This is a genomic window from Corallococcus sp. EGB, assembly GCF_019968905.1.
Classification (GTDB): Bacteria; Myxococcota; Myxococcia; order Myxococcales; family Myxococcaceae; genus Corallococcus.
Window position 1 is genome coordinate 2,987,089 of record NZ_CP079946.1, and the last position, 25,044, is coordinate 3,012,132.

Consider the following 25,044-nt stretch of genomic DNA (forward strand, 5'->3'; position numbering starts at 1 on the left):
GCGCGTGCGCGCGGAGACAGGCGCGGAGCTGCCACTGCGCGCGCTGTTTGAATCGCGCACGGTGGAATCGCTCGCCCGTCAGTTGGAGACGACTGCGTCCTCGAGCATGGCGGACTTGGGGCGGATACAGGGAAGTGCCGCCCGGCCCCTGTCGTTCGCGCAGCAGCGGCTGTGGTTCATCGATCAGTTGGAGCCGGGCACGGCGCTCTACAACATGCCCGTGGCGGTGCGTCTGGAGGGCGCGCTGCGCCAGGACGTCCTGGAGCGAGCGCTGCACGAAGTGGTGCGGCGCCATGAAACGCTGCGGACCACCTTCTCGGTCCAGGGCGGGCAGCCCCTCCAGGCCATCCACGAGGACATGACACTGCACCTGGAGCGGGTGGAGGTGTCAGAGGCGCAGGCGCGTCAGCGGATCGAGCAGGAGATGCTCACGCCGTTCGACCTGTCGCGTGGGCCGATGCTCCGGGCGCTCCTGTTGAAGCTGGGGGATTCGGAGCACGTTCTGGTCGTCACGATGCACCACATCGTGTCGGACGGCTGGTCGTTGGGCGTGTTCGTGAACGAGGTGAGCGCACTGTACGCCGCCTTTGTGCAAGGCCGTCCGTCGCCGCTGCCGGAGTTGCCCGTGCAGTACGGCGACTTCGCAGCCTGGCAGCGCGGCTGGTTGCAGGGCGCGACGCTTCAGCGGGAGGTGGACTACTGGAAGCAGTCGTTGGTGGGAGCGCCACCGGTGCTGGAGCTGCCCACGGACCGTCCGCGTCCGGCGGTGCGTACCAACGCCGGCACGACGTTGGGCTTCACGCTGCCGGTGGAGCTGTCTCAGAGACTGAGCGCGCTGGCCCAGAGGGAGGGCGCGTCGCTGTTCATGGTGTTGCTGGCCGGGTGGCAGGTGTTGCTGTCGCGCTACTCCGGGCAGGAGGATATCAGTGTGGGTTCGCCCATCGCGGGCCGTACGCGCACGGAAGTGGAAGGACTCATCGGCCTCTTCGTCAACACGTTGGTACTGCGGACGCAGGTGGAGGGAGACCTGTCCTTCCGCGCGTTGCTCTCGCAGGTGCGAGGCACGGTGCTGGGCGCGTATGAGCACCAGGACGTGCCGTTCGAGAAGCTGGTGGAAGCGCTGCAACCCGAGCGCAGCCTGAGTCATTCGCCGCTGTTCCAGGCGTTCCTGGCACTCCAGAACCTGCCTGCGAGCGAAACGCGGCTGCCGGGATTGACGCTCAAGCCCGTGGAGTTCGAGGGCCGCACGTCGAAGTTCGACGTGAGCCTCTTCCTCACGGAGACGCCGCAAGGCTTGAGCGGAGGCGTCGAATACAGCACCGACCTGTTCGAGGCCGCGACGGTGCGCCGGATGGTAGAGCACCTGCGTGTGCTGCTCGAAGGCGTGGTGGCGGATCCGGAAGTCGCGGTGGGGCGGTTGCCATTGTTGACGGAGGCGGAGCGTCAGCAGGTGCTGGTGACGTGGAATCAGCAGCAGGCGGAGTACGACCGCGACGCGACAATTCCTCGCCTCTTCGAAGTGCAAGCGAAGCGCACTCCCGACGCTGTGGCGGTGGTGAGTGGCAAGCAGCGACTGACGTACCGGGAGGTCGAAGCGAGGGCGAACCAGCTGGCGCACCGGCTGCGCAAGCTGGGAGTGGGTCCGGAGTCCCGAGTAGGCCTGTGCGTGGAGCGCACAGCGGACGTGGTGGTGGGGACGCTGGGAATCCTCAAGGCGGGCGGCGCCTACGTGCCGTTGGACCCGAGCTATCCGAAGGAGCGGCTGGGCTGGCTGCTGGAGGACGCGCAAGGCCCCGCGCTGGTGGCGCATTCACACCTGCTGGAGTCGCTCCCCGCCTTCAGTGCGCAGGCCGTGTGCCTGGACACGGACGCGACGCTGGCCACGGAGCCGAAGGAGGTGCCGGAAGCGGAGCTGCGTCCAGAGAACGTGGCGTACCTCATCTACACGTCTGGAAGTACGGGCCGTCCGAAGGGCGTGGCGGTGACGCACCGGAACGCGGCGGCCTTCCTTGCGTGGGCGACGGAGACGTTCACGGAGGAGGAGATGAAGGCCGTAGTGGCCGCGACCTCGCTCAACTTCGACCTCTCAGTGTTCGAGCTCTTCGCGCCGCTGGTGAGGGGAGGCAGCGTGGTGGTGGTACGCAACGCGCTGCACCTTGCGGAGGAGAAGCCGGAGGCGGACGTCACACTCATCAACACGGTGCCATCGGCAATGGCGCAACTGGTGCGGCTGAACGCGGTGCCGCCGTCCGTGCAAGTCATCAACCTCGCAGGTGAAGCGCTGCCAGAGACGCTGGCGAAGCAGGTCTACGGCATCCCCACGGTGCGCAAGCTCTACAACCTGTACGGCCCGTCGGAGGACACGACGTACTCGACGTGGTCGCTGGTGGGGCGCGAGGAGGTGCCGAACATCGGCCGGCCTCTCACCAACACCCGAGCTTACGTGCTGGACAAGTACCTGCAGCCGGTGCCGGTAGGCGTGGCGGGAGAACTCTTCCTAGCGGGAGAAGGCCAGGCGCGCGGGTACCTGCTGAGGCCGGAGCTGACGGCGGAGAAGTTCCTTCCGGAGGTGTACGGCCCCGAGGGCAGCCGCATGTACCGCACGGGAGACCGGGTGAGGTACCGGGCGGACGGAGTGCTGGAGTACCTGGGGCGGGTGGACTTCCAGGTGAAGGTGCGAGGCTTCCGCATCGAGCTGGGCGAAGTGGAGTCCGCGCTGCGCCAGCAGGAGACGGTGAAGGAAGCGGTGGTGGTGGCGAAGGGGGAGGGCGCGGAGAAGCGCCTCGTCGCGTACGTGGCACCGAAGGCAGGAGCGACGCTGGACGCGGAGACGCTGAAGGCGAGCCTGCGGCAGCGGTTGCCGGAGTACATGGTGCCCGGAGCGGTGGTGGTACTGGAGGCCCTGCCGCTCAACTCCAACGGCAAGGTGGACCGCAAGGCCCTGCCGGAGCCGGAAGCCCCCGCATCCACCCACCATTACGTGGCCCCGCGCACGGAAGTGGAAGCGAAGCTGGCGGCCATCTGGGCGGAGGTGCTGCGAGTGCCTCGGGTGGGCGTGAAGGACGACTTCTTCGCGCTGGGCGGTCACTCACTCCTGGCCACGCAGGTAGTGTCGCGCGTGCGTGCTGAGACAGGCGCGGAGCTACCGCTGCGCGCACTGTTCGAGGCTCCTACCCTCGAGGCCCTGGCCCGACGGCTGGAGACGGCGAACCGCTCTCAGGATTCCGCGATGGGCGACGTGGGCACGCTGGCGCCCCTGTCGTTCGCGCAGCAGCGACTCTGGTTCATTGATCAGCTGGAGCCGGGCACGGCGCTCTACAACCTGCCCGCCGCGGTGCGGCTGGAGGGGACGCTGGACGTGGGGGCCCTGGAGCGGGCGCTGCACGAGGTCTTGCTCCGGCACGACTCCCTGCGGACCACCTTCGAGGAGCGCGGTGGGCAGCCCATCCAGGTCATCCATCCCAGCCTGCCGCTGGAACTGGGACGGGTGGATCTGCGGACCGTCGACGAAGCCCGCCGCGAGGCGGAGGCCCGCAGGCAGATGGAGGAGGAGACGCTGCGTCCCTTCGACCTGGGCCGCGGGCCGTTGATCCGCGCGCGGTTGTTCACGCTCGGGGATCGCGAGCACGTCCTGGTGGTGACCCTGCACCACATCGTGTCGGACGGCTGGTCGCTGGGCGTGTTGATCCGCGAGGTGGGCGCGCTGTACGCGGCGTTCTCCTCGGGGCAGCCGTCGCCGTTGCCCCCGCTGCCCGTGCAGTACACGCGCTACGCCTCCTGGCAGCGGAGCCGGCTCCAGGGCGACGTCCTGGCGCGGCAGGTGGACTACTGGAAGCGGAAGCTCGCCGGCGCGCCGCCCGTGCTGGAGCTGCCCACCGACCGCCCGCGCCCGCCCGAGCGTGGCATCGCGGGCGCGACGTACCCCTTCTCCCTGTCCCGGTCGCTGATCGACGCGCTCAAGGCCCTGGCGCAGCGCGAAGGCGCCTCGCTGTACATGGTGCTGCTCGCCGGGTGGCAGGTGCTGATGGCGCGCTACAGCGGCCAGCAGGACATCAGCGTGGGCTCGCCCATCGCAGGCCGCACGCGTACGGAGCTGGAAGGCCTCATCGGCTTCTTCGTCAACACGCTGGTGCTTCGCGCGAACGTGGAGGGTCACCTGTCCTTCCGCGAGCTGCTCGACCAGGTGCGCGCGACGGTGCTGGATGCGTACGAGCACCAGGAGGTCCCGTTCGAGAAGCTGGTGGAGGCCCTCCAGCCCGAGCGCAGCCGAAGCCACACGCCGCTCTTCCAGACGATGCTCTCCCTCCAGAACATGCCGGTGAGCGAGCTGCGGCTGCCGGACCTGGCCCTCAAGCCGGTGGACGTCGAGAGCCCCATCGCGAAGTTCGACCTGAGCGTGACGCTCATGGAGGGGCCTCGCGGGTTCACGGGGCTCCTGGAGTACAGCACGGAGCTGTTCGATGCGGGCACCGTCCAGCGGATGGTCACGCATTGGCTCACGCTCCTCGAAGGCGCGGTGGAGCGACCGGAAACGCACGTGTCCCGCCTGCCCCTGCTGACCGCCGCCGAGCGCCGCGAAATGCTGGGGACGTGGAACGCCACGCGGGCGCCGTTCCCCGAGGCGTGCATGCACTCGCTCTTCGAGGCGCAGGTCCGTCGCGCGCCAGACGCCGTGGCGGCTGTCTTCGAGGGGACGCAGCTCACGTACGCGCAGCTGGATGCACGAGCCAATCAGCTCGCCCATGCCCTGCTCCGACGTGGCGTGGGCCCGGAGGTCCGCGTCGCCCTCAGTGTCGACCGTTCCCTCGACATCGTCATCGGTCTCCTCGGCATCCTGAAGGCCGGTGGTGCCTGGGTGCCCGTGGATCCGCTCCTGCCGCGCGAGCGCCTGGCCTTCATGCTGGAGGACAGCGCGGCGCAGGTGCTCGTCACCCAGCAGCCCCTGGTGAAACGTTTCCCGGAGGCGCTGCATGTCCGCGCGCTCTGCCTGGATACGGAGCGCGAGTCGCTGACGAAGGAGCCGACGGATGCGCCCGTGACGGGCGTGACGCCCGCGAACATGGCGTACCTGCTCTACACGTCCGGCAGCACGGGGACTCCCAAGGGCACGGCGGTGGAGCACCGCGGGGTGGCCAACCTGGTCACCCACGAAGCGGCGGCGTACGGCATCGGTCCGGGCAGCCGCGTATTGCAGTTCGCCAGCCTTAGCTTCGACCTGTCGGTGGAGGAGATCTTCACCACGCTCTGCAACGGCGCCACGTTGGTGCTCGCGCCGCTGGACAAGTTGATGCCGGGCGCGCCGCTGCCTGTGCTGCTGCGAGACCAGGAGCTGAGCGTCGTCAGCCTCACCCCCGCCGCGCTGGCTGCGACGTCCTCCGAAGGGCTGCCCCAGGTGCGCACCGTCATCTCCGGCGGAGATGCCCTTCCCGCGGACGTCGTCGCGCGGTGGGCTCCGGGACGGCGCCTGCTCAATACGTATGGTCCCACCGAAGCCACCGTCATCGCCACACTGGGCGAGGTCGTGCCGGATGGAAACGTGCCGTCCATCGGCAAGCCGCTGGCGAACGTGCGCGTCTACGTCCTCGACCCGCATGGGCAGCCGGTGCCCGTGGGCGTGCGTGGTGAGCTGCACATCGGTGGTGTGGGCGTCGCGCGAGGGTACGCGGGACGTCCAGGGCTCACCGCCGAGCGCTTCATTCCGGACGCCTTCTCCGGTGAAGAGGGGGCCCGCCTCTACCGCACGGGCGACGTGGTGCGCTGGCGCGCGGACGGCAAGCTGGACTTCGTCGGCCGGGTGGACTTCCAGGTGAAGGTGCGCGGCTTCCGCATCGAGCTGGGCGAGGTCGAGACCGCGCTGGCGCGCCAGCCGGGCGTGAGCGAGGCCGTGGTGCGGGTGTGGGGAGACGGTACGGACAAGCGCCTCGTGGGCTACGTGGTGGCGAAGGCGGGCCACGCGCTGGACATGGACACGCTGCGCGCGGGTCTGCGTCAGGGGATGCCGGAGTACATGATCCCCTCGGCGCTGATGGTGCTGGACGGCCTGCCGCTCAACGCGAATGGCAAGGTGGACCGCAAGGCGCTGCCGGAGCCGGAGGCCGCCCGCTTGGGCGACGTCTACGTGGCCCCACGCACCGTGACGGAGGCGAAGCTCGCGGCCATCTGGGCGGAGGTGCTGCGCCTGGAGCGCGTGGGCGTGAAGGACCACTTCTTCGCGCTGGGGGGCCACTCGCTGCTGGCGACGCAGGTGGTGTCACGCATCCGCACGTCGTTGGGCGTGGAGATGCCGTTGCGTCTGTTGTTCGAGGCGCCCACGGTGGAGTCGCTGGCGCAGCGGATCGCTCGGCTCGAACGTTCGGGCGTGCCCATGCTGAGCGCCGGGGTGCGTCCGGCTTCGCTGCCGCTGTCCTTCGCGCAGCAGCGGCTCTGGTTCATCGACCAGCTGGAGCCGGGCAGCCCGCTCTACAACGTGCCCACCGTGGCGCGCCTGGAGGGCGAGCTGGATGCCGCGGCGTTGGAGCAGGCCCTGAGGCAGGTGGTGCAGCGGCACGAAGCCCTGCGCACGACGTTCGAGGAGGAGGCCGGCCAACCCGTCCAGCGCATCCACGCGTCCGTGGACGTGCCGTTGATCACCGTGGACCTGACGGGTCCCGAGTCCACGCGGGAGGAGGAGGCCCGTCGCCGGGTGTTGGAGGAGATTGGGAAGCCCTTCGACCTGATGCGGGGGCCGCTCCTGCGCGCGCGGTTGTTGCGTCTGGCCGCGCGCGACCACGTGCTCGTGATCACGATGCATCACGCCGTGTCCGACGGCTGGTCCGTGGGAGTCCTGCTCCGCGAGCTGGGCATGCTGTACACCGCGCTGGCGAAGGGGCTGCCGTGGACGCTGCCGCCGCTGCCGGTGCAGTACGCGGACTACGCGGCCTGGCAGCGCGACTGGCTGCGGGACGAGACGCTCCAGCGGGAGGTGGACTACTGGAAGCAGTCGTTGGTGGGAGCGCCACCGGTGCTGGAGCTGCCCACGGACCGTCCGCGTCCGGCGGTGCGCACCAACGCCGGCACGACGCTGGGCTTCACGCTGCCGGTGGAGCTGTCTCAGAGACTGAGCGCGCTGGCCCAGAGGGAGGGCGCGTCGCTGTTCATGGTGTTGCTGGCCGGGTGGCAGGTGTTGCTGTCGCGCTACTCCGGGCAGGAGGATATCAGTGTGGGTTCGCCCATCGCGGGCCGCACGCGCGCGGAGGTGGAAGGACTCATCGGCTTCTTCGTCAATACGCTGGTGCTGCGCACCCAGGTGGACGGAGGGGAGTCCTTCCGTGCGCTGCTCTCACGCGTGAGGGGAACGGTGCTGGGGGCGTATGAGCATCAGGACGTGCCGTTCGAGAAGCTGGTGGAAGCGCTGCAGCCCGAGCGCAGCCTGAGCCACACGCCGTTGTTCCAGACGTTGATGTCGCTCCAGAACGTGCCGATCGAGGAGTCCAAGCTCCCCGGTCTGGTGCTCAAGCCGATGAGCCTGGAGGGCCGCACGTCGAAGTTCGACGTGAGCCTCTTCTTCACGGAGACGCCGCAGGGCCTGGCGGGCGCAGTGGAGTACAGCACCGACCTGTTCGAGGCCGCGACGGTGCGCCGGATGGTGGAGCACCTGCGCATGCTGTTGGAAGGCGTGGTGGCGAAGCCGGAAGCAGCGGTAGGCCGACTGTCCCTGCTCACGCCCTCGGAGCGTCAGCAGGTGTTGGTGACGTGGAACCAGCAGCAGGCGGAGTACGACCGCGACGCGACGATTCCCCGGCTCGTCGAAGCGCAAGCGAAGCGCACGCCCGACGCTGTGGCGGTGGTGAGCGGAAAGCAGCGGCTGACGTACCGGGAGGTGGAGGCGAGGGCGAACCAGCTGGCGCATCGGCTGCGCAAGCTGGGGGTCGGCCCGGAGTCACGAGTGGGCCTGTGCGTGGAGCGCACGGCGGACGTGGTGGTGGGGACGCTGGGCATCCTGAAAGCAGGTGGTGCGTACGTGCCACTGGATCCGAGCTACCCGAAGGAGCGTTTGGGCTGGCTGCTGGAGGACGCGCAGGGCCCCGCGCTGGTGGCGCATTCGCACCTGCTGGAGTCGCTGCCCACGTTCGCAGCTCGAGCGGTCTGCCTGGACACGGACGCGACGCTGGCCACGGAGCCGACGGAGGTGCCGGAAGCGGAGCTGCGTCCAGAGAACGTGGCGTATCTCATCTACACGTCTGGAAGCACGGGCCGTCCGAAGGGCGTGGCGGTGACGCACCGGAACGCGGCGGCCTTCCTTGCGTGGGCGACGGAGACATTCACGGAGGAGGAGACGAAGGCGGTGCTCGCGGCGACGAGCCTCAACTTCGACCTCTCGGTGTTCGAGCTCTTCGCGCCGCTGGTGAGGGGAGGCAGCGTGGTGGTGGTACGCAACGCGCTGCACCTTGCGGAGGAGAAGCCGGAGGCGGACGTCACGCTCATCAACACGGTGCCGTCGGCGATGGCGCAACTGGTGCGGCTGAACGCGGTGCCGCCGTCCGTGCAAGTCATCAACCTCGCAGGTGAAGCGCTGCCAGAGACGCTGGCGAAGCAGGTCTACGGCATCCCCACGGTGCGCAAGCTCTACAACCTGTACGGCCCGTCGGAGGACACGACGTACTCGACATGGTCGCTGGTGGGGCGCGAGGAGGTGCCGAACATCGGCCGGCCTCTCACCAACACCCGAGCGTACGTGCTGGACAAGTACCTACAGCCGGTGCCGGTGGGAGTAGCGGGTGAGTTGTTCCTGGCGGGAGAAGGCCAGGCGCGCGGGTACCTGCTGAGGCCAGAGCTGACGGCGGAGAAGTTCCTTCCGGAGGTGTACGGCCCCGAGGGCAGCCGCATGTACCGCACGGGAGACCGGGTGAGGTACCGGGCGGACGGAGTGCTGGAGTACCTGGGGCGGGTGGACTTCCAGGTGAAGGTGCGAGGCTTCCGCATCGAGCTGGGCGAAGTGGAGTCCGCGCTGCGCCAGCAGGAGACGGTGAAGGAAGCGGTGGTGGTGGCGAAGGGGGAGGGCGCGGAGAAGCGGCTCGTCGCGTACGTGGCACCGAAGGCAGGAGCGACGCTGGACGCGGAGACGCTGAAGGCGAGCCTGCGGCAGCGGTTGCCGGAGTACATGGTGCCCGGAGCGGTGGTGGTGCTGGAGGCCCTACCGCTCAACTCCAACGGCAAGGTGGACCGCAAGGCCCTGCCGGAGCCGGAAGCCTCCGCATCCACCCACCAGTACGTGGCCCCCCGCACGGAAGTGGAAGCGAAGCTGGCGGCCATCTGGGCGGAGGTGCTGCGAGTGCCTCAGGTGGGCGTGAAGGACGACTTCTTCGCGCTGGGCGGTCACTCACTCCTGGCCACGCAGGTAGTGTCGCGCGTGCGTGCTGAGACAGGCGCGGAGCTACCTCTGCGCGCGTTGTTCGAAGCGCCCACGGTGGAATCCCTCGCGCGTCGGCTGGAGAAGGCCGGGCGCGCGAAGGCCCCGGCTCTGGTGCCCGTGTCGAGGGACGCACCGCTGCCGTTGTCGTTCGCGCAGCAGCGGCTGTGGTTCATTGATCAGCTGGAGCCGGGCTCGGCGCTCTACAACGTACCCGTGGCGGTGCGGCTGGAGGGCGACCTGGACGTGGTGGCCCTGGAGCGGGCCCTGCGTGAGGTCATGCGCCGTCACGAAGCCCTGCGGACGACGTTCGTCGTGGGCAACCCCGAGCCGGAGCAGCGGGCAAGGGCGGACAGCGCCTTCTCGCTGACGGTGGATGACCTGACGTCGCACCCCGACATGCTCCGGAAGCGCGTGGAGCAGGAGGTCTCGAAGCCCTTCGAGCTGGCACAGGGTCCGCTCCTCCGCGCGCGCCTGCTGAAGCTCGATGCCCGCGAGCATGTGCTCGTCATCACGATGCACCACATCGTGTCGGACGGCTGGTCGCTCGGGGTGTTGGTCCGGGAGGTCGGTGCGCTCTACGCGGCGTTCGTGCAGGGACAGCCCTCGCCGCTGCGGGAGCTGCCGGTGCAGTACGCGGACTACGCGGCGTGGCAGCGCGGCTGGTTGCAGGGCGCGACGCTCCAGCGGGAGGTGGACTACTGGAGGCAGAAGCTCGCCGGCGCGCCGCCGGTGTTGGAGCTGCCCACGGATCGTCCGCGCCCGGCCGTGCGCGGGAACGCGGGCGCGAACCACGGCTTCCTCTGGCCGCAAGCGCTGACCCAGGGCCTGCGGGGGCTCGCGCAGCGCGAAGGCGCCTCGCTGTACATGGTGCTGCTCGCCGGGTGGCAGGTGCTGCTGTCGCGCTACAGCGGCCAGGATGACATCAGCGTCGGGTCACCCATCGCGGGCCGCACGCGCGCGGAGGTGGAGGGCCTCATCGGCTTCTTCGTCAACACGCTGGTGCTGCGGACGAACCTGGCCGGAGCCCCCAGCTTCCGGGGCCTGCTCCAGCAGGTGCGCGAGACGGTCCTGGAGGCGCAGGAGCACCAGGACGTGCCCTTCGAGAAGCTGGTCGAAGCGCTCCAGCCCGAGCGCAGCCGCAGTCACACGCCGCTGTTCCAGACACTGCTCGCACTCCAGAACGTGCCCGTTGGTGAAGCCCGGCTGCCCGGCATGACGCTCAAGCCCGTGGAACTCGAGGGCCGCACGTCGAAGTTCGACCTGAGCATCTTCTTCGTGGAGACCCCGGAGGGCCTGAGCGGAACCCTGGAGTACAGCACTGACCTGTTCGAAGCCGCGACAGCGCGCCGGATGGTGGAGCACCTGCGCGTGTTGTTGGAGGGCGCGCTGGAACAGCCTGAATCGCAGGTGACACGCCTCCCCATGCTCGACGGGACCGAGCGTCGGCAGGTCCTGGAGGCCCGGAACCAGACGGCCACGCAGTACGCCCGCGAGCTGCCGGTGCACGCACGCTTCTCGGAGCAGGCCCGGAAGACGCCGGGCGCGGTGGCGCTGAAGCTCGGGGCAGGGGAGGGCACCCTGACGTACGGCGAGCTGGAGGCAAAGTCGAACCAGCTGGCGCACCACTTGCGCGGGCTGGGCGTGAAGCGCGGCACGCGAGTGGGCGTGTATGTGGAGCGCTCGTTCGAGATGGTGGTGGGGCTGCTGGCCATCCTCAAGGCCGGAGGCGCGTACGTACCGGTGGACCGCAACTACCCGGCGGAGCGCATCGCGCTGATGCTGGAGGATGCGGGCGTCGCGGTGACGCTGACGCAGCACTCGCTGGTGCAGAAGCTGCCTGCGAGCGCGGGCACGCCGCTGCTGCTGGACACGGTCTGGAACGAAGTCACCGGTCAGCCGGCGACAGCGCCGCATGTGGAAGTCAGCGCGGAAGACCTGGCGTACGTGATGTTCACGTCCGGCAGCACGGGCCGCCCGAAGGGCGTGTGCATCCCGCACCGGGGAATCACGCGGTTGGTGGTGGGCAATGACTTCATGCGCTTCGGGCCCGAGGAGGTGTGGCTGCAGCTGGCCCCCGTGGCCTTCGACGCGTCGACGCTGGAGTTGTGGGGCGCGCTGCTGCACGGGGCGAAGCTGGTGCTGGCGCCGCCGCACGCACTGACGCTGGAGGAGTTGGGCACGCTGCTGAAGCAGGAGCGCATCAGCGCCCTGTGGCTGACGGCGGCGCTGTACGAGCAGATGGCGCTGCATCAGGTGGAAGCCCTGGCGGGCGTGTCGCAGGTGCTCGCGGGTGGCGACGTGCTGCCGGCGCAGCGCGTGCGTGAACACCTCAAGCACCTGCCCGAAGGGGCGGTGCTGGTGAACGGCTACGGCCCGACGGAGAACACCACGTTCTCCGCCACGCACACACTGACGCGTGACACAGCGCTCACGTCGTCGGTGCCCATTGGCAGGCCGCTGGGGAACTCGACGGCCTACGTGCTGGACGCGCACGGCGACGTGGTGGGCGTGGGGGTGCCGGGAGAGCTCTACGTGGGGGGAGAGGGCCTCGCGTGGGGCTACCTGAACCGGGCGGACCTGACGGGGGAGCGGTTCATCCCCAACGCCTTCAGCCCGAAGCCGGGCGCACGGCTGTACCGCACGGGAGACAAGGCGCGCTGGAAGGAGGACGGCACGCTGGAGTTCCTGGGCCGCACGGACTTCCAGGTGAAGGTGAGAGGGTTCCGAATCGAGCTGGGAGAAATCGAAGCGGCGCTGCTGAAGCAGGAGGGCGTGGCGGAAGCGACGGTGGTGGTGCGGGACGTGGGCGGAGACAAGCGGCTGGTCGCGTACATCGTCGTGAAGCCGGGCCAGCCCGTCGACCCGAAGGCCGTGGAGGGTGAACTCCGCAAGCACCTGCCCGAGTACATGGTGCCTTCGGCGATGGGCATGCTGGACGCGCTGCCGCTCACGGCCAACGGCAAGGTGGATCGCAAGGCCCTGCCGGACCTGGACGTTTCCACGTCCCAGGCCGAGGACTTCCTCGCGCCCCGTGACGCGCTCGAGTCCCAGCTCGCGAAGGTGTGGGAAGAGGTCCTGGGCGTTCACCCCGTCGGAGTGCGCACCAGCTTCTTCGCGCTGGGGGGCCACTCACTGCTCGCGGTCCGCCTGGTGGCCGCGCTGCGTGAACAGCTGGGCCACAACGTCCCCCTGGCCGCGCTCTTCCAGCACCCCACCGTGGAGGACCTGGCGAAGCTGCTGCGCGCGGAGGCGGACACGTGGTCGCCGCTCGTCCCGTTGGAGAAGGGCGACGCGGGCCGCCGGCCCTTGTTCCTCGTCCACCCGGGTGGCGGCAACGTGCTCGCGTACCCGGAGCTGGCACGGCTTCTGGGGCCCCATCAGCCCGTCTTCGGCCTCCAGGCTCGCGGCCTCCAGGCCGGCCATGCCGTCGTGGAGACCGTGGAGGAGATGGCCGCCCTGTACCTGTCCGCCATCCGCGAGGAGCAGCCGGAAGGGCCCTACCTCCTCGCCGGCTGGTCGCTCGGCGGCGTCATCGCCTTCGAGATGGCCCGCCAGCTGCGCGCGCAGGGCCAGGCCGTGGGGCTGCTCGGGCTCGTGGACGCCTACGTCCCCGGCGTGGGGACGCCTCCCGGTGACGGGCCGAAGAAGGATCCTGACGCCAGCGTGCGCGTCGCCTTCGCCCAGACGGTGGCCCAGGCCTTCTCCCTGGCCCTGCCCGTGCCCGACGAGGCCCTGGAGCGGATGGACGACGACGCCATGCTCGCGACGCTCCTCTCCGTGGGCACCGAGGCCGGCCTCCTGGAGGAAGCAACGGGCCGCGAGCAATTGCGCGCCCTGTTCCGCGTCTACCAGGCCAACCTGCGCGCCATGGACCGCTACCTCCCCAGCCCCTACGACGGCCCGGCCCTGCTGCTCGCCGCCACGGAGGCGCCCCCCTCGCCCGGGGTGCCGCGCCACCGCGGCTGGGAGCCCTTCGTCCGGGGGGGACTGGACGTGAGGGACGTCCCTGGGGGACACCATCAACTCATGCAGGAGCCGTACGTGCGGCACGTGGCCACGCTGTTGCGCGAGGCCCTGGAGGACAAGTCATGACCGTTGAAACATCCGAGACATCCAGCGGCGGCTCACCCTGGCCCAACCGCATCATCCTGGCCATCTGGTTCGTGTGCTTCTCCGTGGGCTCCCTGGTCCACATCCTCGTCGCGACGAAGTACGGCCTCTTCGCGAACGATCCGGACAACCCGCTGCCCATGCCGTTCGTCGTCGTGAACGAGCTCTTCACGGTGCTCAACCCGCTCACCATCGTCCTGCTCATCTTCAAGCGGCGCGCGGGCATCCTCTCCGCGCTGGGCGTGGTGGCGCTCGTCTACGTCCTCAACCTGGCGCTGATGGTGTGGTTCTGGACCGCGAAGCAGCAGCTCTATGTCGCCTGGCTGTACCTCAACGGCTCCATGGGCGTGTTCATGGCGCTGACCGCGAAGCGCCTGTGGCGGGCCGCCCCCGAGGCGAAGACCCTCCCACCCGCCACCACCCCGAGCCCCACCTAGCCTCACCGGGCCCCCGGCCCCCCGGCTGGCCGCCAGCCGGCCCCGGGGAGGGGTCCCCGAGGAGAAACCCCCAGGGTGGACGCGCATCCTTGAGAAAGGTCGGAGCGGTCGCTATAAGCCCCGACCCACTACAACGCTGGACCTCCCTCCCATCCTGGGTGGGGGCAAGGCGCACTGGAGAGAAGCCATGAAGCCCGAACTGCACCCGGTCTACCCGCCCTCCCGCATCACCTGCGCGTGCGGCAACGTCGTCGAGACCAAGTCCACCCGCGGCTCGTTCAGCGTTGAAGTCTGCTCGAACTGCCACCCGTTCTTCACCGGCAAGTACAAGCTGCTGGACACGGCCGGCCGCATCGACCGCTTCAAGAAGAAGTACGCGAACACCGCGCCGGCCGCCAAGAAGGGCGCGAAGGCCGCCGAGCCCGAGAAGGCGTAGTCCTTCGGCTCTACAGCATCCGCAGCACCCCACGAGCAGGGTCGTGGAGGGCCTCGAAAGACAGAGGCGCTCCCGCCCTGCTCGCGGTGTTTCAAGCCTCCGCGCGCGTCAAGTTTCCGCGCGCGTTTTCGGTGCTACAGCCAATTACAGGCCAGAAATTCGACGTAGCAGCCAACTGACTGCACAGTCCGCCGCGTCCCAGAGACGTCTGTCCCAAAGACGGAGGCGTGATGTTCGCGGAAGCTGCTGCCCCTGCCCTGAAGGTTGTTCGACGCTCCCAGAACGACAGCGTCTTCGCGAAGCGCGGGGAGGCCTACACGCTGCTGCAGGGCGACAGCCTGGAGCTGATGGCCCAGCTGCCCGAGCAGTCCTTCGACCTCATCTTCGCGGACCCGCCGTACTTCCTGTCCAACGGCGGCACCACCTGCAAGGGCGGCAAGCGCGTCTCCGTGGCGAAGGGCCAGTGGGATGTCTCGCGCGGGGTGGAGGAGGACCACGCCTTCACCACGAAGTGGCTCGCCGCCTGCCAGCGCCTCCTGCGCCCCACGGGCACGCTCTGGGTGAGCGGCACCCAGCACGTCATCTTCAACGCCGGCTTCGCCATGCAGAAGCTGGGCTACAAGCTGCTCAACACCGTCACCTGGTACAAGCCCAACGCGAGCCCCAACCTGGCGTGCCGCTACTTCACGCACTCCACGGAGCTGCTCATCTGGGCCTCGCCGTCCTCCGGCGGCAAGCTGAAGCACGTCTTCAACTACCAGCGCATGAAGGCGGAGAACGGCGGCAAGCAGATGCGCGACGTGTGGAACCTGCCGCGCAACGGTGACGAGGAGCTCACCGCCGACGGCGCCGGCCGCATGTGGACGCAGACCGCCCCGCGCGGCGAGGAGAAGGCCTTCGGCAGCCACCCCACGCAGAAGCCGGTGGCGCTGCTGGAGCGCATCCTGGAGGCGAGCTGCCCGGAGAACTCGCTCATCCTGGACCCCTTCAACGGCAGCGGCACCACCGGCGTGGCCGCCCTGAAGCACGGCCACCGCTACGTGGGCATCGACATGAACCCGGAGTACCTGGCCCTGTCCAAGAAGCGCCTGGACGCGGCCCTCAAGTAGCCCCGCCTCAAGCGCGGCTGAGGATGAGCTCGACTCCCTGCCGCGCGATGGGGTGGTACCTCGCCCCGTTCCGCTCGAACGCCGCGCGCGCCACCTTGCGGTGTTCGCGCGACGAGGCGAGCACGCTGTAGAGCGGCTTCAGGTACTTCATGCGCCCCACCTCGCCGAGGAACTCCTCGGCCCGGTGCAGCGGCGCGTCGTAGCCCGCGCGCAGCGCCGCCACCAGCCACGCCACCAGCACCTCCGAGTTGCGGCTCGCGGTGAGCGAGTACTTCGCGTCCAGCTCGCGGAAGACGTCCTGGGACGTGTCCGTCGGAATGGACTCCAGGAACAGCTGCCACTCGGTGGGCGTCCAGTCCCTCGTGTCCGCCTGCGAGGGCACCTTCCCGCGCAGCTTCCCCAGCGCCTCCAGCCGCGCGGACGAGGGCCTCGGCGCGCTGTCCGGCACGCCGGGCCGGTTCAGGTACCCGTCCGCGTCCACCTTCTCCAGCGCGCCGGGCAGCTCCGCTTCCGTGAAGCGGACGAACTCCTCCGTGGTGAGCGCCTGGAAGCGGTACTTCGCCAGGTAGCGGCGCAGGAAGCCGTCGAAGGCGGGCCGGCCCACCGCGTCCTCCAGCGCCCGCAGCAGCAGGTAGCCCTTCTCGTAGGGAATCTGGGAGAAGGCCTCGTCCGGGTCCACGCCCGTCAGGTGCGTGCGCAGCGCGGTGAGCTGCGGGTGCGCGCGGAAGTGGTGCATCGCCTCGTCCAGCGAGCGGCGCCCCAGGGCCGCGTGCAGCGCCGCGACCTCCTGCCCCGCCAGCGCCTCCAGGATGCGGCGCTCCGCGAAGACGGTGAAGCCCTCGTTCAGCCAGAAGTGCTCCGCGGACGCGTTCGTCACCAGGTTGCCCGTCCACGAGTGCGCCAGCTCATGCGCCACCACGTTCACCAGGCTCTTGTCCCCCGCGATGAGCGTGGGCGTGAGGAACGTCAGGCGCGGGTTCTCCATGCCGCCATAGGGGAACGACGGCGGCATCAGCAACAGGTCGAAGCGCTCCCAGTCGTACGGCCCGAAGAGCGACTCCGCGGCCTTGAGCATGTCGTCCACGCCCGCGAACTCGTCCGCCGCGTCCTCCAGCGCCTCCGGCTCCGCCCACACGCGCGAGCGCGGCCCCAGCTCCTTGGACGTGAGGCTGCCCACCGCGAACGCCAGCAGGTACGGGGGCACCGGCTGCGGCATCTCGTAGTGCTCCTCCGCCTCCACGCCGTGCTCTTCACGCCCCACGAAGGACGCCGCCATCACGGACTTCAGCTGCTTGGGAACGCGGAGGGACGCGCGGTAGCGGATCCGGATCCGAGGCGTGTCCTGCAGCGGCACCACGCTGCGCGCGTGGATGGCCTGGCACTGGCTGAACAGGAACGGCTGCTGCCCGCCCGCCGTCTGGGACGGCGTCAGCCACTGCAGCGCGCTCGCCTCCGGTGACGTCCGGTAGCGCACCGTGAGCTGCTTCACGCCCGCCGGAAGCTCGATGCGCAGCCGGCTGCCGAGGATGGGCTCGGGCGGCGAGAGGATGTAGGGCAAGGGGCGACCCTGGGCATCCACCACGCCGCGGATGTCCAGGTCGCGGGTGTCCAGGTCAAGGGGGCCCGCTGACGCCTCCTTGAGCGTCAGCGTGGCCTCCGCGTGCAGGCGCCGCGTCCGGAAATCGACGCGGGCCTTCCAGTCCAGCGTTTCGGTCTCAGGCTGCGTGCTGTCGTTGTACGAGTGCGGGTCGAGGCGAGCCATGGGGGCCGACTTGTAGTCGGGGAGCCGACCTCCTGGCGAGCACACCCGACGGCAATGCCGGTTGACTTCCGGGTCAATCGCCTACATTTGTGCAGTCCCCTACTTCCATTCAAGGGAGCCGATTTCCGATGACGACCCGGATCCGAAAAGTGGCGGTGCTTGGCGCTGGCGTGATGGGCAGCGGCATTGCCGCGCATCTGGCCAACTCCGGCGTGCGCGCCCTGCTGCTGGACATCGTTCCGCCCCAGGCTGCACCGGGCGAGGACACCGCTTCCAAGGCGTTCCGCAACAAGTTCGCGCAGGGCGCCATCGCCAACCTGCGCAAGGCGAAGCCCAGCCCCATCGTGTCCGAGCAGGTGCTCGGCTTCATCGAGGTGGGCAACCTGGAGGACGACCTCCAGCGGCTGGCCGAGTGCGATTGGATCATCGAGGTGGTGAAGGAGGACCTGGCCGTCAAGCAGGCCCTGTTCGCCAAGGTGGAGAAGCACGCCCGCAAGGACGCGATCATCTCCTCCAACACCTCCGGCCTCTCCATCGTGGGCATGACGGAAGGGCGGGGCGCGGAGTTCAAGAAGAACTTCCTCGTCACGCACTTCTTCAACCCCGTGCGCTACATGAAGCTGCTGGAGCTGGTCGCCGGCCAGGAGACGAACCCGGAGGTCGTGAAGACCGTCCACAAGTTCGGTGAGGAGGTCCTGGGCAAGGGCATCGTCTACGGCAAGGACACCACCAACTTCATCGCGAACCGCATCGGCGTGTACGGGATGATGCGGACCATCTCCGAGATGCAGAAGTCGGAGATGACCATCGAAGAGGTGGACAAGATCTTTGGCCCGGCCATGGGCCGTCCCAAGTCCGCCGTGTTCCGCACCGCGGACATCGTGGGCCTGGACACGTTCACCCACGTGGCGAAGAACTGTTACGACACGCTGACCCACGACGAGGAGCGCAGCGTCTTCGCCGCCCCGGACTTCCTCCAGAAGATGGTGGAGAAGAAGATGCTGGGCGACAAGAGCGGCGGCGGCTTCTACAAGAAGGACCGCTCCTCCGGTGGCAAGGACATCCTCGCGCTGGACCTGAAGACGCTGGAGTACCGGCCGCAGGCGAAGGTGCGCTTCGACTCGCTGGGCGCCGCGAAGGAGATCGAGAACGTCAAGGAGCGCGTGGCGTCCGTGATGAACGCGGACGACAAGGCCGGCAAGTTCGCCGAGCGCGTCACCCTGGACGTGCTGGCGTACTCCAGCCGCCGCATCCCGGAGATCGCCGACGACCTGGTCAACGTGGACCGCGGCGTGCGCTGGGGCTTCGGCTGGGACCTGGGGCCCTTCGAGGTCTGGGACGCCTACGGTGTCCAGAAGGGCGTGGAGCGCATGAAGGCGCTGGGCCTCAAGCCCGCCGCCTGGGTGGAGGAGATGCTGGCCAAGGGCCGCACGTCCTTCTACGGCGTGCAGGATGGCCGCGACACCTACTGGGACATCCCGTCCAAGTCCGTGAAGCCGGTGCAGGAGAACGCGCGCACCTTCCGCGTGGAGTACCTGAAGCGCGGCAACAAGAAGATCACCGGCAACGACAGCGCGTCGCTGTGGGACATGGGAGACGGCGTCACGCTCCTGGAGTTCCACTCCAAGATGAACTCCATCGACGATGAAATCATCGCGATGATGAACACCGCGCTGGATGAGACGGAGAAGAACTTCAAGGGCCTCGTGATTGGCAACGACGGCTCCAACTTCTCCGCCGGCGCGAACATCATGGCCATGCTGATGGCGGCCAAGAGCGAGGACTTCGACTCCATCCGCAAGATGGCGTCCGCGTTCCAGGCGGCCAACCAGCGCATGCGCTACAGCCCCGTGCCCGTGGTGACGGCGCCCTTCAACCTCACGCTGGGCGGCGGCGCGGAGGTCACCATGGGGGGCAACGCGGTGCAGGCCAGCGCGGAGCTGTACATGGGCCTCGTGGAAGTGGGCGTGGGCCTCATCCCGGGCGGCGGCGGCACCATGATGCTGCTGCGCAACGTGTTCGGCGCCTACGCGGCGGACAAGGACTTCGACGCGCTGCCCTTCCTCAAGAAGGTGTTCCTCGCCATCGGCATGGCCAAGGTGGCGACGAGCGCGGAGGAGGCCCGCGAGATGGGCTTCCTGTCCCTGCAGGACGGCATCACGGGCAACCGCGACTTCCTCCTGTCGGACGCGAAGTCGCGCGTGCTGGGCCTGGCGAACGGCGGCTTCCGCCCGCCGCGTCCCACGCGCTTCCGGCTGCCGGGCCCCAACGGCGCGGCCACCATCGACATGATGCTGTACGACATGCAGCTCAACAATCAGATCAGCGCCCACGACCGGAAGATCGCCCAGAAGCTGGCGCGCGTGCTGTCCGGCGGTGACACCAGCCCCTCCGTGCTGGTGACCGAGGAGAAGCTGCTGGAGCTGGAGATGGAGGCGTTCCTGAGCCTCATCGGCGAGGAGAAGACCCAGGACCGCATGATGTTCATGCTCGAGAAGGGCAAGCCGCTGCGCAACTAGCGCGAGGCGTTTACCCAATGGTTTTCCAGACGCGAATTCCGAAGCACGCCCGGACGCTGTCCGGGCAGGGAGACATCTAAAATGTCCGGTCGAGTCGTGATTGCCAGCGCGGTGCGCACCCCCTTCACCCGCGCCCACAAGGGAGAGTTCAAGGACACGCGGCCGGATACGCTCGCGGCCCTTGCCATCAAGGAGGCGGTCGCCCAGGTCCCTGGCTTGAAGCCGGCGGACGTGGAGGACGTCATCATGGGCTGTGCCATGCCGGAGGCGGAGCAGGGCATGAACGTGGCCCGCAACGCGAGCCTGCTGGCCGGCCTGCCGGACACCGTTCCGGGGCTGACCATCAACCGCTTCTGCTCCTCCGGCGTGCAGTCCGTGGCGCAGGCGGCGCAGGGCATCAAGTCCGGCATGCTCCAGGTGGCCGTGGCCGGTGGCACCGAGTCCATGACCATGGTGCCCATGGGCGGCAACAAGGTCTCCGCCAACCCGGAGATCATGCAGAAGCTGCCGGAGGTCTACACCTCCATGGGCGCGACGGCGGAGAACATCGCCTCCCGCTACAACGTCACCCGTGAGGACGCGGACAAGTTCGCCGCCGAGTCCCAGCGCCGCGCGGCCACCGCCCGCGAGCAGGGGAAGTTCAAGGAGGAGATCTTCCCGGTCACCACCACGATGTACGACGAGGACGGCACCCAGAAGCAGGTGACCGTCACGGTGGACACCATCCTGCGCCCGGAGACGACGGTGGACGGCCTGGCCAAGCTGCGCCCGGCCTTCAACGCCAAGGGCGTGGTGACGGCGGGCAACGCGTCGCCGCTGACGGACGGCGCGGCGGCCGCGGTGGTGATGAGCGAGGAGAAGGCGAAGGAGCTCAACGTCAAGCCGCTGGGCTACTTCGTGGACTACGTGGTCGCCGGCGTGCCGCCCGAAATCATGGGCGTGGGCCCGGTGCCCGCCATCCGCAAGCTGCTGGAGCGCAACAAGCTGAAGATCGAAGACATCAGCGTCTTCGAGATCAACGAGGCCTTCGCGGCGCAGGCGCTGCACTGCATCCGTGAGCTGGGCATCCCCCAGGACAAGGTGAACCCGAACGGCGGCGCCATCGCCCTGGGGCACCCGCTGGGCGTGTCCGGCGCGCGCATGGTGGCCACCATCCTGCGCGAGCTGAAGCGCCGGGACGGCCGCTACGGCGTGGTGAGCATGTGCATCGGCGGCGGCATGGGTGCCGCGGCGCTGGTGGAGCTGGCGAAGTAATCCGCTTCCCGCTCGCGCCCCCTGTTGGATGAAGGGGGCGCGTTGGGGGACTGTCAGGAGGCCGGGGCGTCCGGGTCGTTCACCGGGACGCCCGCCAGGCGCAGGACCCGCAGCGCGTTGGTGGTGTCCACCACCCCCTGCCGGAGCCGGTAGTCGAACACCATCTTCCCGTCCTCCAGGTGGTCGCGGAAGTGGACGTTCACCACGCGCGAGCCCGGCTCGTCCGCGAGCACCGCCAGCGACAAGTCATGCGTCGTCACCGCGCCGCACGCGCCGGAGGCGAGCAGCAGCCGCAGCACCTCACGCGACGCAATCTGGCGCTCGCGGGTGTTGGTGCCCAGCAGGATTTCGTCCAGGAGGAAGAGGGCCTGGCCCTTCGCGGCCGCCGCCGCGTCCAGCACCAACTTCAGCCGCAGCACCTCCGCGTGGAAGTACGACACGCCGCGCTCCAGCGAGTCCTTCACGCGCATGCTGGTGAGCACCTGCACCGGGGACAGGCGGAACGACGCCGCGGACACCGGCGCGCCCGCCAGCGCCAGCACCACGTTCGCGCCCAGGGCGCGCATCAGCGTCGTCTTGCCGCTCATGTTGGAGCCGGTGATGAGGAGCGCGTGACGCGGGCCGGGCAGCGACACGTCGTTGGGCACGGGCGCGTCCAGCAGCGGATGTCCCAGCGCCGTGGCCATCACGCTCGGGCCCTCGGGCTGCAGCTCGGGCCACGTGAAGGCGGGCCGGTCATGGGCCAGGCCTCCCAGGCAGCAGAGGGCCTCCAGCTCCGCCAGGCCTTCGAACCACTGGCGCACGTCGCGGCCGTGCGCGGCGCGCCAGTTCTCCAGCGCGAAGAGGGCGTGGATGTCCCAGAGCGTGAGCCAGTGCACCAGGGGGTGGAACTGGTGCCGCTTGAACTCGATGAGCGAGTACAGCCGGCTGAAGCGCTGGAACAGCACGGATACAGGAGGCCCGCCCTTCGCCTGCAGGCCGGACTGAATCTCCTTCAGGCGAGGATGCTGGAAGGTCTGCTTCTCCACGCGCTCGAAGAGGGACGCGTAGCGCACGAAGCCGCGCTCACCGCGCTCCACGGCTTCGTCCATCTGGCGCAGCGTGCGCCGCGTGGCCATCGCGATGCCCAGCTGCGCGAGCAACCCCACCCAGACGAAGCTTTCGGGAATCACGCCGACAGTGCCCAGGATGAAGAGCGTGAGCGTCACCAGCGGCAGCAGGATGGCCAGGGGGCGCGACCAGCGGATGGCGTCCAGGGAGGGGCCGGCCTCCGCCCACTGGATGAAGAGGGCAGGGTCCGCCTTGTCCTTCGCCACCACACGGGCGTCCACGCAGAGCTCCTGGCGGAAGCCCACCTGCGGGGCCAGTTCGCGCGCGGCGCCTTGCCGGGTCACCACCGTCTCCGCCGTCGCGGGCGCGGACAGCCAGGCCGCCAGCCGCTCCTCGCCCGCGCGCGTCGCAGTCTCGTTGATGAGCTGGAAGAGGCTGCCCTGGCCAAAGACATCCAGGTCCGTGGCGTAGAGGTGGTTGGGGGAGAGGAACCGCTCACCCGTGTCCGTGAAGGAGTGCCAGCCGCCCTCCAGCCGCGCCAGGCCGCGCTCATTGAGGAGGACGAAGAGGCGCGCGCGCTGCTCCTTGAGGAACACCTGGTGGTGCAGCACCGCCAGGAGGCCATACACCGCGAGCGCCCCCGCCGCGGCCCACCACCAGGGCTTGGGCAGCCGCCCCATCAACGTCAGCGCGGCCACCACCAGCGCCGCCACGAAGGCCACGGTGCGCAGGTTGGCGTACCTCGCGCTGACGCGGTCCAGCTCCGCCAGGTCCGCCTGGGCGGCGGCGCGGCGGTCGGTGTACGTGCGATGGGGGCTCTGGGACTCGGTCGGGACGGGCAAGATGGCCGCGCATGCTGTGCGGCCCCCCGCCCGAGGGCAAGCACCCAACGCACCCCGTCACGCGTCAGGTGCCTGTCGACGACAACCGGGGGACGGACATTGCGAGGCACCCGTCATCCGGCGTCGCGAGGGCTCGCGATTGACTTTCCGTGGGCCCCCGCGATTTGAATGCGGCCCGTGAGGGACGGTCGGGCCGGCCGTGTCTCACCGAGGGGGCTTCACCCCATGTCGTTACCCAAGGTCGTGCTGGGCGGAGGGCTCGTGTTGGGCCTGCTCGCCGCGCCCCCCGCCGACGCGCGCTTCGGCAAGCGCTCGGACTCCCGCGAAACATCGAAGCCCGTCCACGAGGCGACCGCCATCGGCTCGGACCGGAACGGCGATTCGAAGAAGGACGACGAGAACAAGAACCGTTCGTCCAAGACGACGACCGTGTCCTCCACGGACGACGACTTCGAATTCAACTCGAGCGCCTCCGACGATGTCGCGGCTGTCATCCTGGGCGCGCTCTTCGAGCTGATGTTCCGGGGAATGGGTGAGGCCATCGGCAGCATGGGCACCCACCATGGCCACGACATCAACGCCGCGGACGCGCCGCCCGAACGCAACTCACTCCGGCACGCCGTGCCGCTCTCCGTCCGCCTGGGCCTGCTGGTGTCCCCCATCGAGGGCGGCACGGGCCTGGACTTCGACCTCGGCTGGGACGCCCGGAGCTTTGGCATGGACCTGCGGATGTCGCGGCTGGTGGGGAAGAGAGACGTCCCGGCGTCCCCCGACACCCGCACCCTGGCGGAGATGCACGCGACGTACTCCCCCCTCGTCCGGGAGGAGGTCCGCCTGCGCCTGGAAGCAGGCGTCACCACCCTGGACGCGCCCGGGCGCCTCTACGTGGCCCCCAGCCTGGGCGTGTCCGTGGATGCGTGCCTCCTGGGCCCCCTGGATGTGGAGGGGCGCCTGCAGATGACGCCCGGCCCCTACCAGCAGGTGGACGCGCGCGCGGGGCTCGCCCTGCACCTGGGCGGGCTCATGCTGCGCGGCGGCGTGCGCTACCTCCGCCTGGACTCCGAGGTGGCGCCGCTGGGGCTGGCCCTCGGCTTCGCCCCCGAGTTCGGCCTGGGCTTCGTGTTCTGAACGCCAGGCCCTGAAGACACCACGGGCCCGGCCGCGGATGCTCTCGCGGACAGGCCCGTTGGACGTCACGGTCCCTTCAAGAGGGACGTGGGCGACTACTTCTCCTTGGAGGCCAGCTTGCGCAGGGCCTTCTGGTCGCGCACGCAGAGGATGCGGCCGACGTTGCCGAGCACGCCCTCGCGCTTCATCTCGTTGATGAGCGTGGACACGAAGGAGCGCGAGGCGCCCACCAGGTCCGCCAGGTCCTGCTGGGTGATGCCGCGCAGGTCCGTCTCACCGCCGTGCGGGCAGCGCTCGCCGTGCGCCTCCACCAGCGTGAGCAGGGTGTCCGCCAGCCGCGCCGGCACCTCCTTGAAGGTCAGGCCCAGGACGCGCTTGCGCAGCGAGCGCACGCGGTCCGCGTAGGCGCGCACCACGTCCACCGCCAGGGCCGGACGGGCCTCCAGCTGCGCGCGGAAGTCGCGGCCCTCGATGCTCCACACCTCGGCCTCGCCCGCCGCCACGGCCATCTCCTCGATGGGCGTGCCCTCGGGGCGGAACAGCTCGCCGAACAGGTCGCCCGGGCGGAGGATGGACACCACCGAGCGGGTGCTGTTCTTCCCAATGCGCATCAGGCGCACGCGGCCGGACTTCAGCAGGTACACGCGGTCCGACGTGTCACCGGGGCGGTAGATGGTCGAGTTGTGCGGGAAGGACTCGACCTTGAAGTACCCCTTGAAGTCGATGGCCTCCTGGCCGGGGACCAGCTTGTTCGCGGTCACCATCATCCCGGACGACGTCGCCTGCAGGGGCGCCACGACGTTGGAACCGATGGGGCCGAGGGGGCGGTTGAAGCCGTGCATGGGAGTCTCCTGGAAAGACAGAAAGGGATGGGGAAGGTCGGTCGCTGCTGCTGCTGCGGACGGACCTTGCCCTTTCCAAGAGGCGTGCCACGGGCACTTGAAGTATTCCCGGGGGAACAGTTCGAGGAATGACGGGTACTTAGCGCTACACCTTCATTCCACAC

General features: G+C 69.2%; 10 protein-coding genes (1 of these 10 only partly in view). 7 read left to right on the top strand and 3 right to left on the bottom strand.

Annotated elements, in window-relative coordinates; all coding sequences use genetic code 11:
* The 4 genes from KYK13_RS12845 to KYK13_RS12860 form a co-directional block, all read left to right on the top strand.
* Nucleotides 1-13,483, top strand: the final stretch of a protein-coding gene (locus KYK13_RS12845) for a non-ribosomal peptide synthetase (RefSeq protein ID WP_223644484.1). 15,773 nt of this gene lie to the left of the window's left edge; only the last 13,483 of its 29,256 coding nucleotides appear in the window; the start codon falls outside the window, past its left edge; the stop codon is at nucleotides 13,481-13,483.
* Nucleotides 13,480-13,938: a hypothetical protein gene (locus KYK13_RS12850; protein ID WP_223644486.1), complete on the top strand. Its 459-nt coding sequence runs from the start codon at nucleotides 13,480-13,482 to the stop codon at nucleotides 13,936-13,938. Before KYK13_RS12845 ends, KYK13_RS12850 begins: the two co-directional genes overlap by 4 nt.
* A gap of 187 nt (nucleotides 13,939-14,125) precedes the next feature.
* Entirely contained in the window at nucleotides 14,126-14,374 is a 249-nt protein-coding gene (gene rpmE, locus KYK13_RS12855; RefSeq protein ID WP_223644488.1) for a 50S ribosomal protein L31, read from the top strand.
* 230 nt (nucleotides 14,375-14,604) lie between these two features.
* Nucleotides 14,605-15,483 carry a site-specific DNA-methyltransferase gene (locus tag KYK13_RS12860; RefSeq protein WP_223644490.1) on the top strand — a complete coding sequence of 293 codons (879 nt, stop codon included), beginning with the start codon at nucleotides 14,605-14,607 and terminating at the stop codon, nucleotides 15,481-15,483.
* 7 nt (nucleotides 15,484-15,490) lie between these two features.
* Here KYK13_RS12860 and KYK13_RS12865 read toward each other — a convergent pair whose 3' ends face one another.
* A complete protein-coding gene (locus KYK13_RS12865; protein ID WP_223644492.1) occupies nucleotides 15,491-17,245 on the bottom strand; it encodes a M1 family metallopeptidase in 1,755 nt (584 codons plus the stop codon).
* Between the two features lie 128 nt (nucleotides 17,246-17,373).
* Between KYK13_RS12865 and KYK13_RS12870 the strand changes: the two genes are divergently transcribed.
* Both KYK13_RS12870 and KYK13_RS12875 read left to right on the top strand, forming a co-directional pair.
* Entirely contained in the window at nucleotides 17,374-19,764 is a 2,391-nt protein-coding gene (locus tag KYK13_RS12870) for a 3-hydroxyacyl-CoA dehydrogenase/enoyl-CoA hydratase family protein (RefSeq protein WP_223644494.1), read from the top strand.
* 81 nt (nucleotides 19,765-19,845) lie between these two features.
* The gene (locus KYK13_RS12875) at nucleotides 19,846-21,018 is read left to right on the top strand and encodes a thiolase family protein (RefSeq protein WP_223644496.1); all 1,173 of its coding nucleotides are present in this window, start codon (nucleotides 19,846-19,848) and stop codon (nucleotides 21,016-21,018) included.
* Nucleotides 21,019-21,071: 53 nt separating this feature from the next.
* Here KYK13_RS12875 and KYK13_RS12880 read toward each other — a convergent pair whose 3' ends face one another.
* Nucleotides 21,072-22,910: a DNA mismatch repair protein MutS gene (locus tag KYK13_RS12880; RefSeq protein ID WP_223644498.1), complete on the bottom strand. Its 1,839-nt coding sequence runs from the start codon at nucleotides 22,908-22,910 to the stop codon at nucleotides 21,072-21,074.
* A gap of 225 nt (nucleotides 22,911-23,135) precedes the next feature.
* Here KYK13_RS12880 and KYK13_RS12885 point away from each other — a divergent pair, with 225 nt between their 5' ends.
* Entirely contained in the window at nucleotides 23,136-24,038 is a 903-nt protein-coding gene (locus KYK13_RS12885; protein WP_223644500.1) for a hypothetical protein, read from the top strand.
* Between the two features lie 95 nt (nucleotides 24,039-24,133).
* On the opposite strand, the gene mrpC is transcribed toward KYK13_RS12885, so the two are convergent.
* Complete coding sequence (gene mrpC, locus KYK13_RS12890; RefSeq protein ID WP_014395195.1) at nucleotides 24,134-24,880, bottom strand: Crp/Fnr family transcriptional regulator MrpC; 747 nt, start codon at nucleotides 24,878-24,880, stop codon at nucleotides 24,134-24,136.
* Nucleotides 24,881-25,044: the final 164 nt, after the last annotated feature.

Coding starts and splice junctions, on each gene's coding strand:
- KYK13_RS12850 (WP_223644486.1), top strand. CDS start 13,480: ATGACCGTTGAAACATCCGAGACATCCAGCGGCGGCTCACCCTGGCCC.
- rpmE (WP_223644488.1), top strand. CDS start 14,126: ATGAAGCCCGAACTGCACCCGGTCTACCCGCCCTCCCGCATCACCTGC.
- KYK13_RS12860 (WP_223644490.1), top strand. CDS start 14,605: ATGTTCGCGGAAGCTGCTGCCCCTGCCCTGAAGGTTGTTCGACGCTCC.
- KYK13_RS12865 (WP_223644492.1), bottom strand. CDS start 17,245: ATGGCTCGCCTCGACCCGCACTCGTACAACGACAGCACGCAGCCTGAG.
- KYK13_RS12870 (WP_223644494.1), top strand. CDS start 17,374: ATGACGACCCGGATCCGAAAAGTGGCGGTGCTTGGCGCTGGCGTGATG.
- KYK13_RS12875 (WP_223644496.1), top strand. CDS start 19,846: ATGTCCGGTCGAGTCGTGATTGCCAGCGCGGTGCGCACCCCCTTCACC.
- KYK13_RS12885 (WP_223644500.1), top strand. CDS start 23,136: ATGTCGTTACCCAAGGTCGTGCTGGGCGGAGGGCTCGTGTTGGGCCTG.
- mrpC (WP_014395195.1), bottom strand. CDS start 24,880: ATGCACGGCTTCAACCGCCCCCTCGGCCCCATCGGTTCCAACGTCGTG.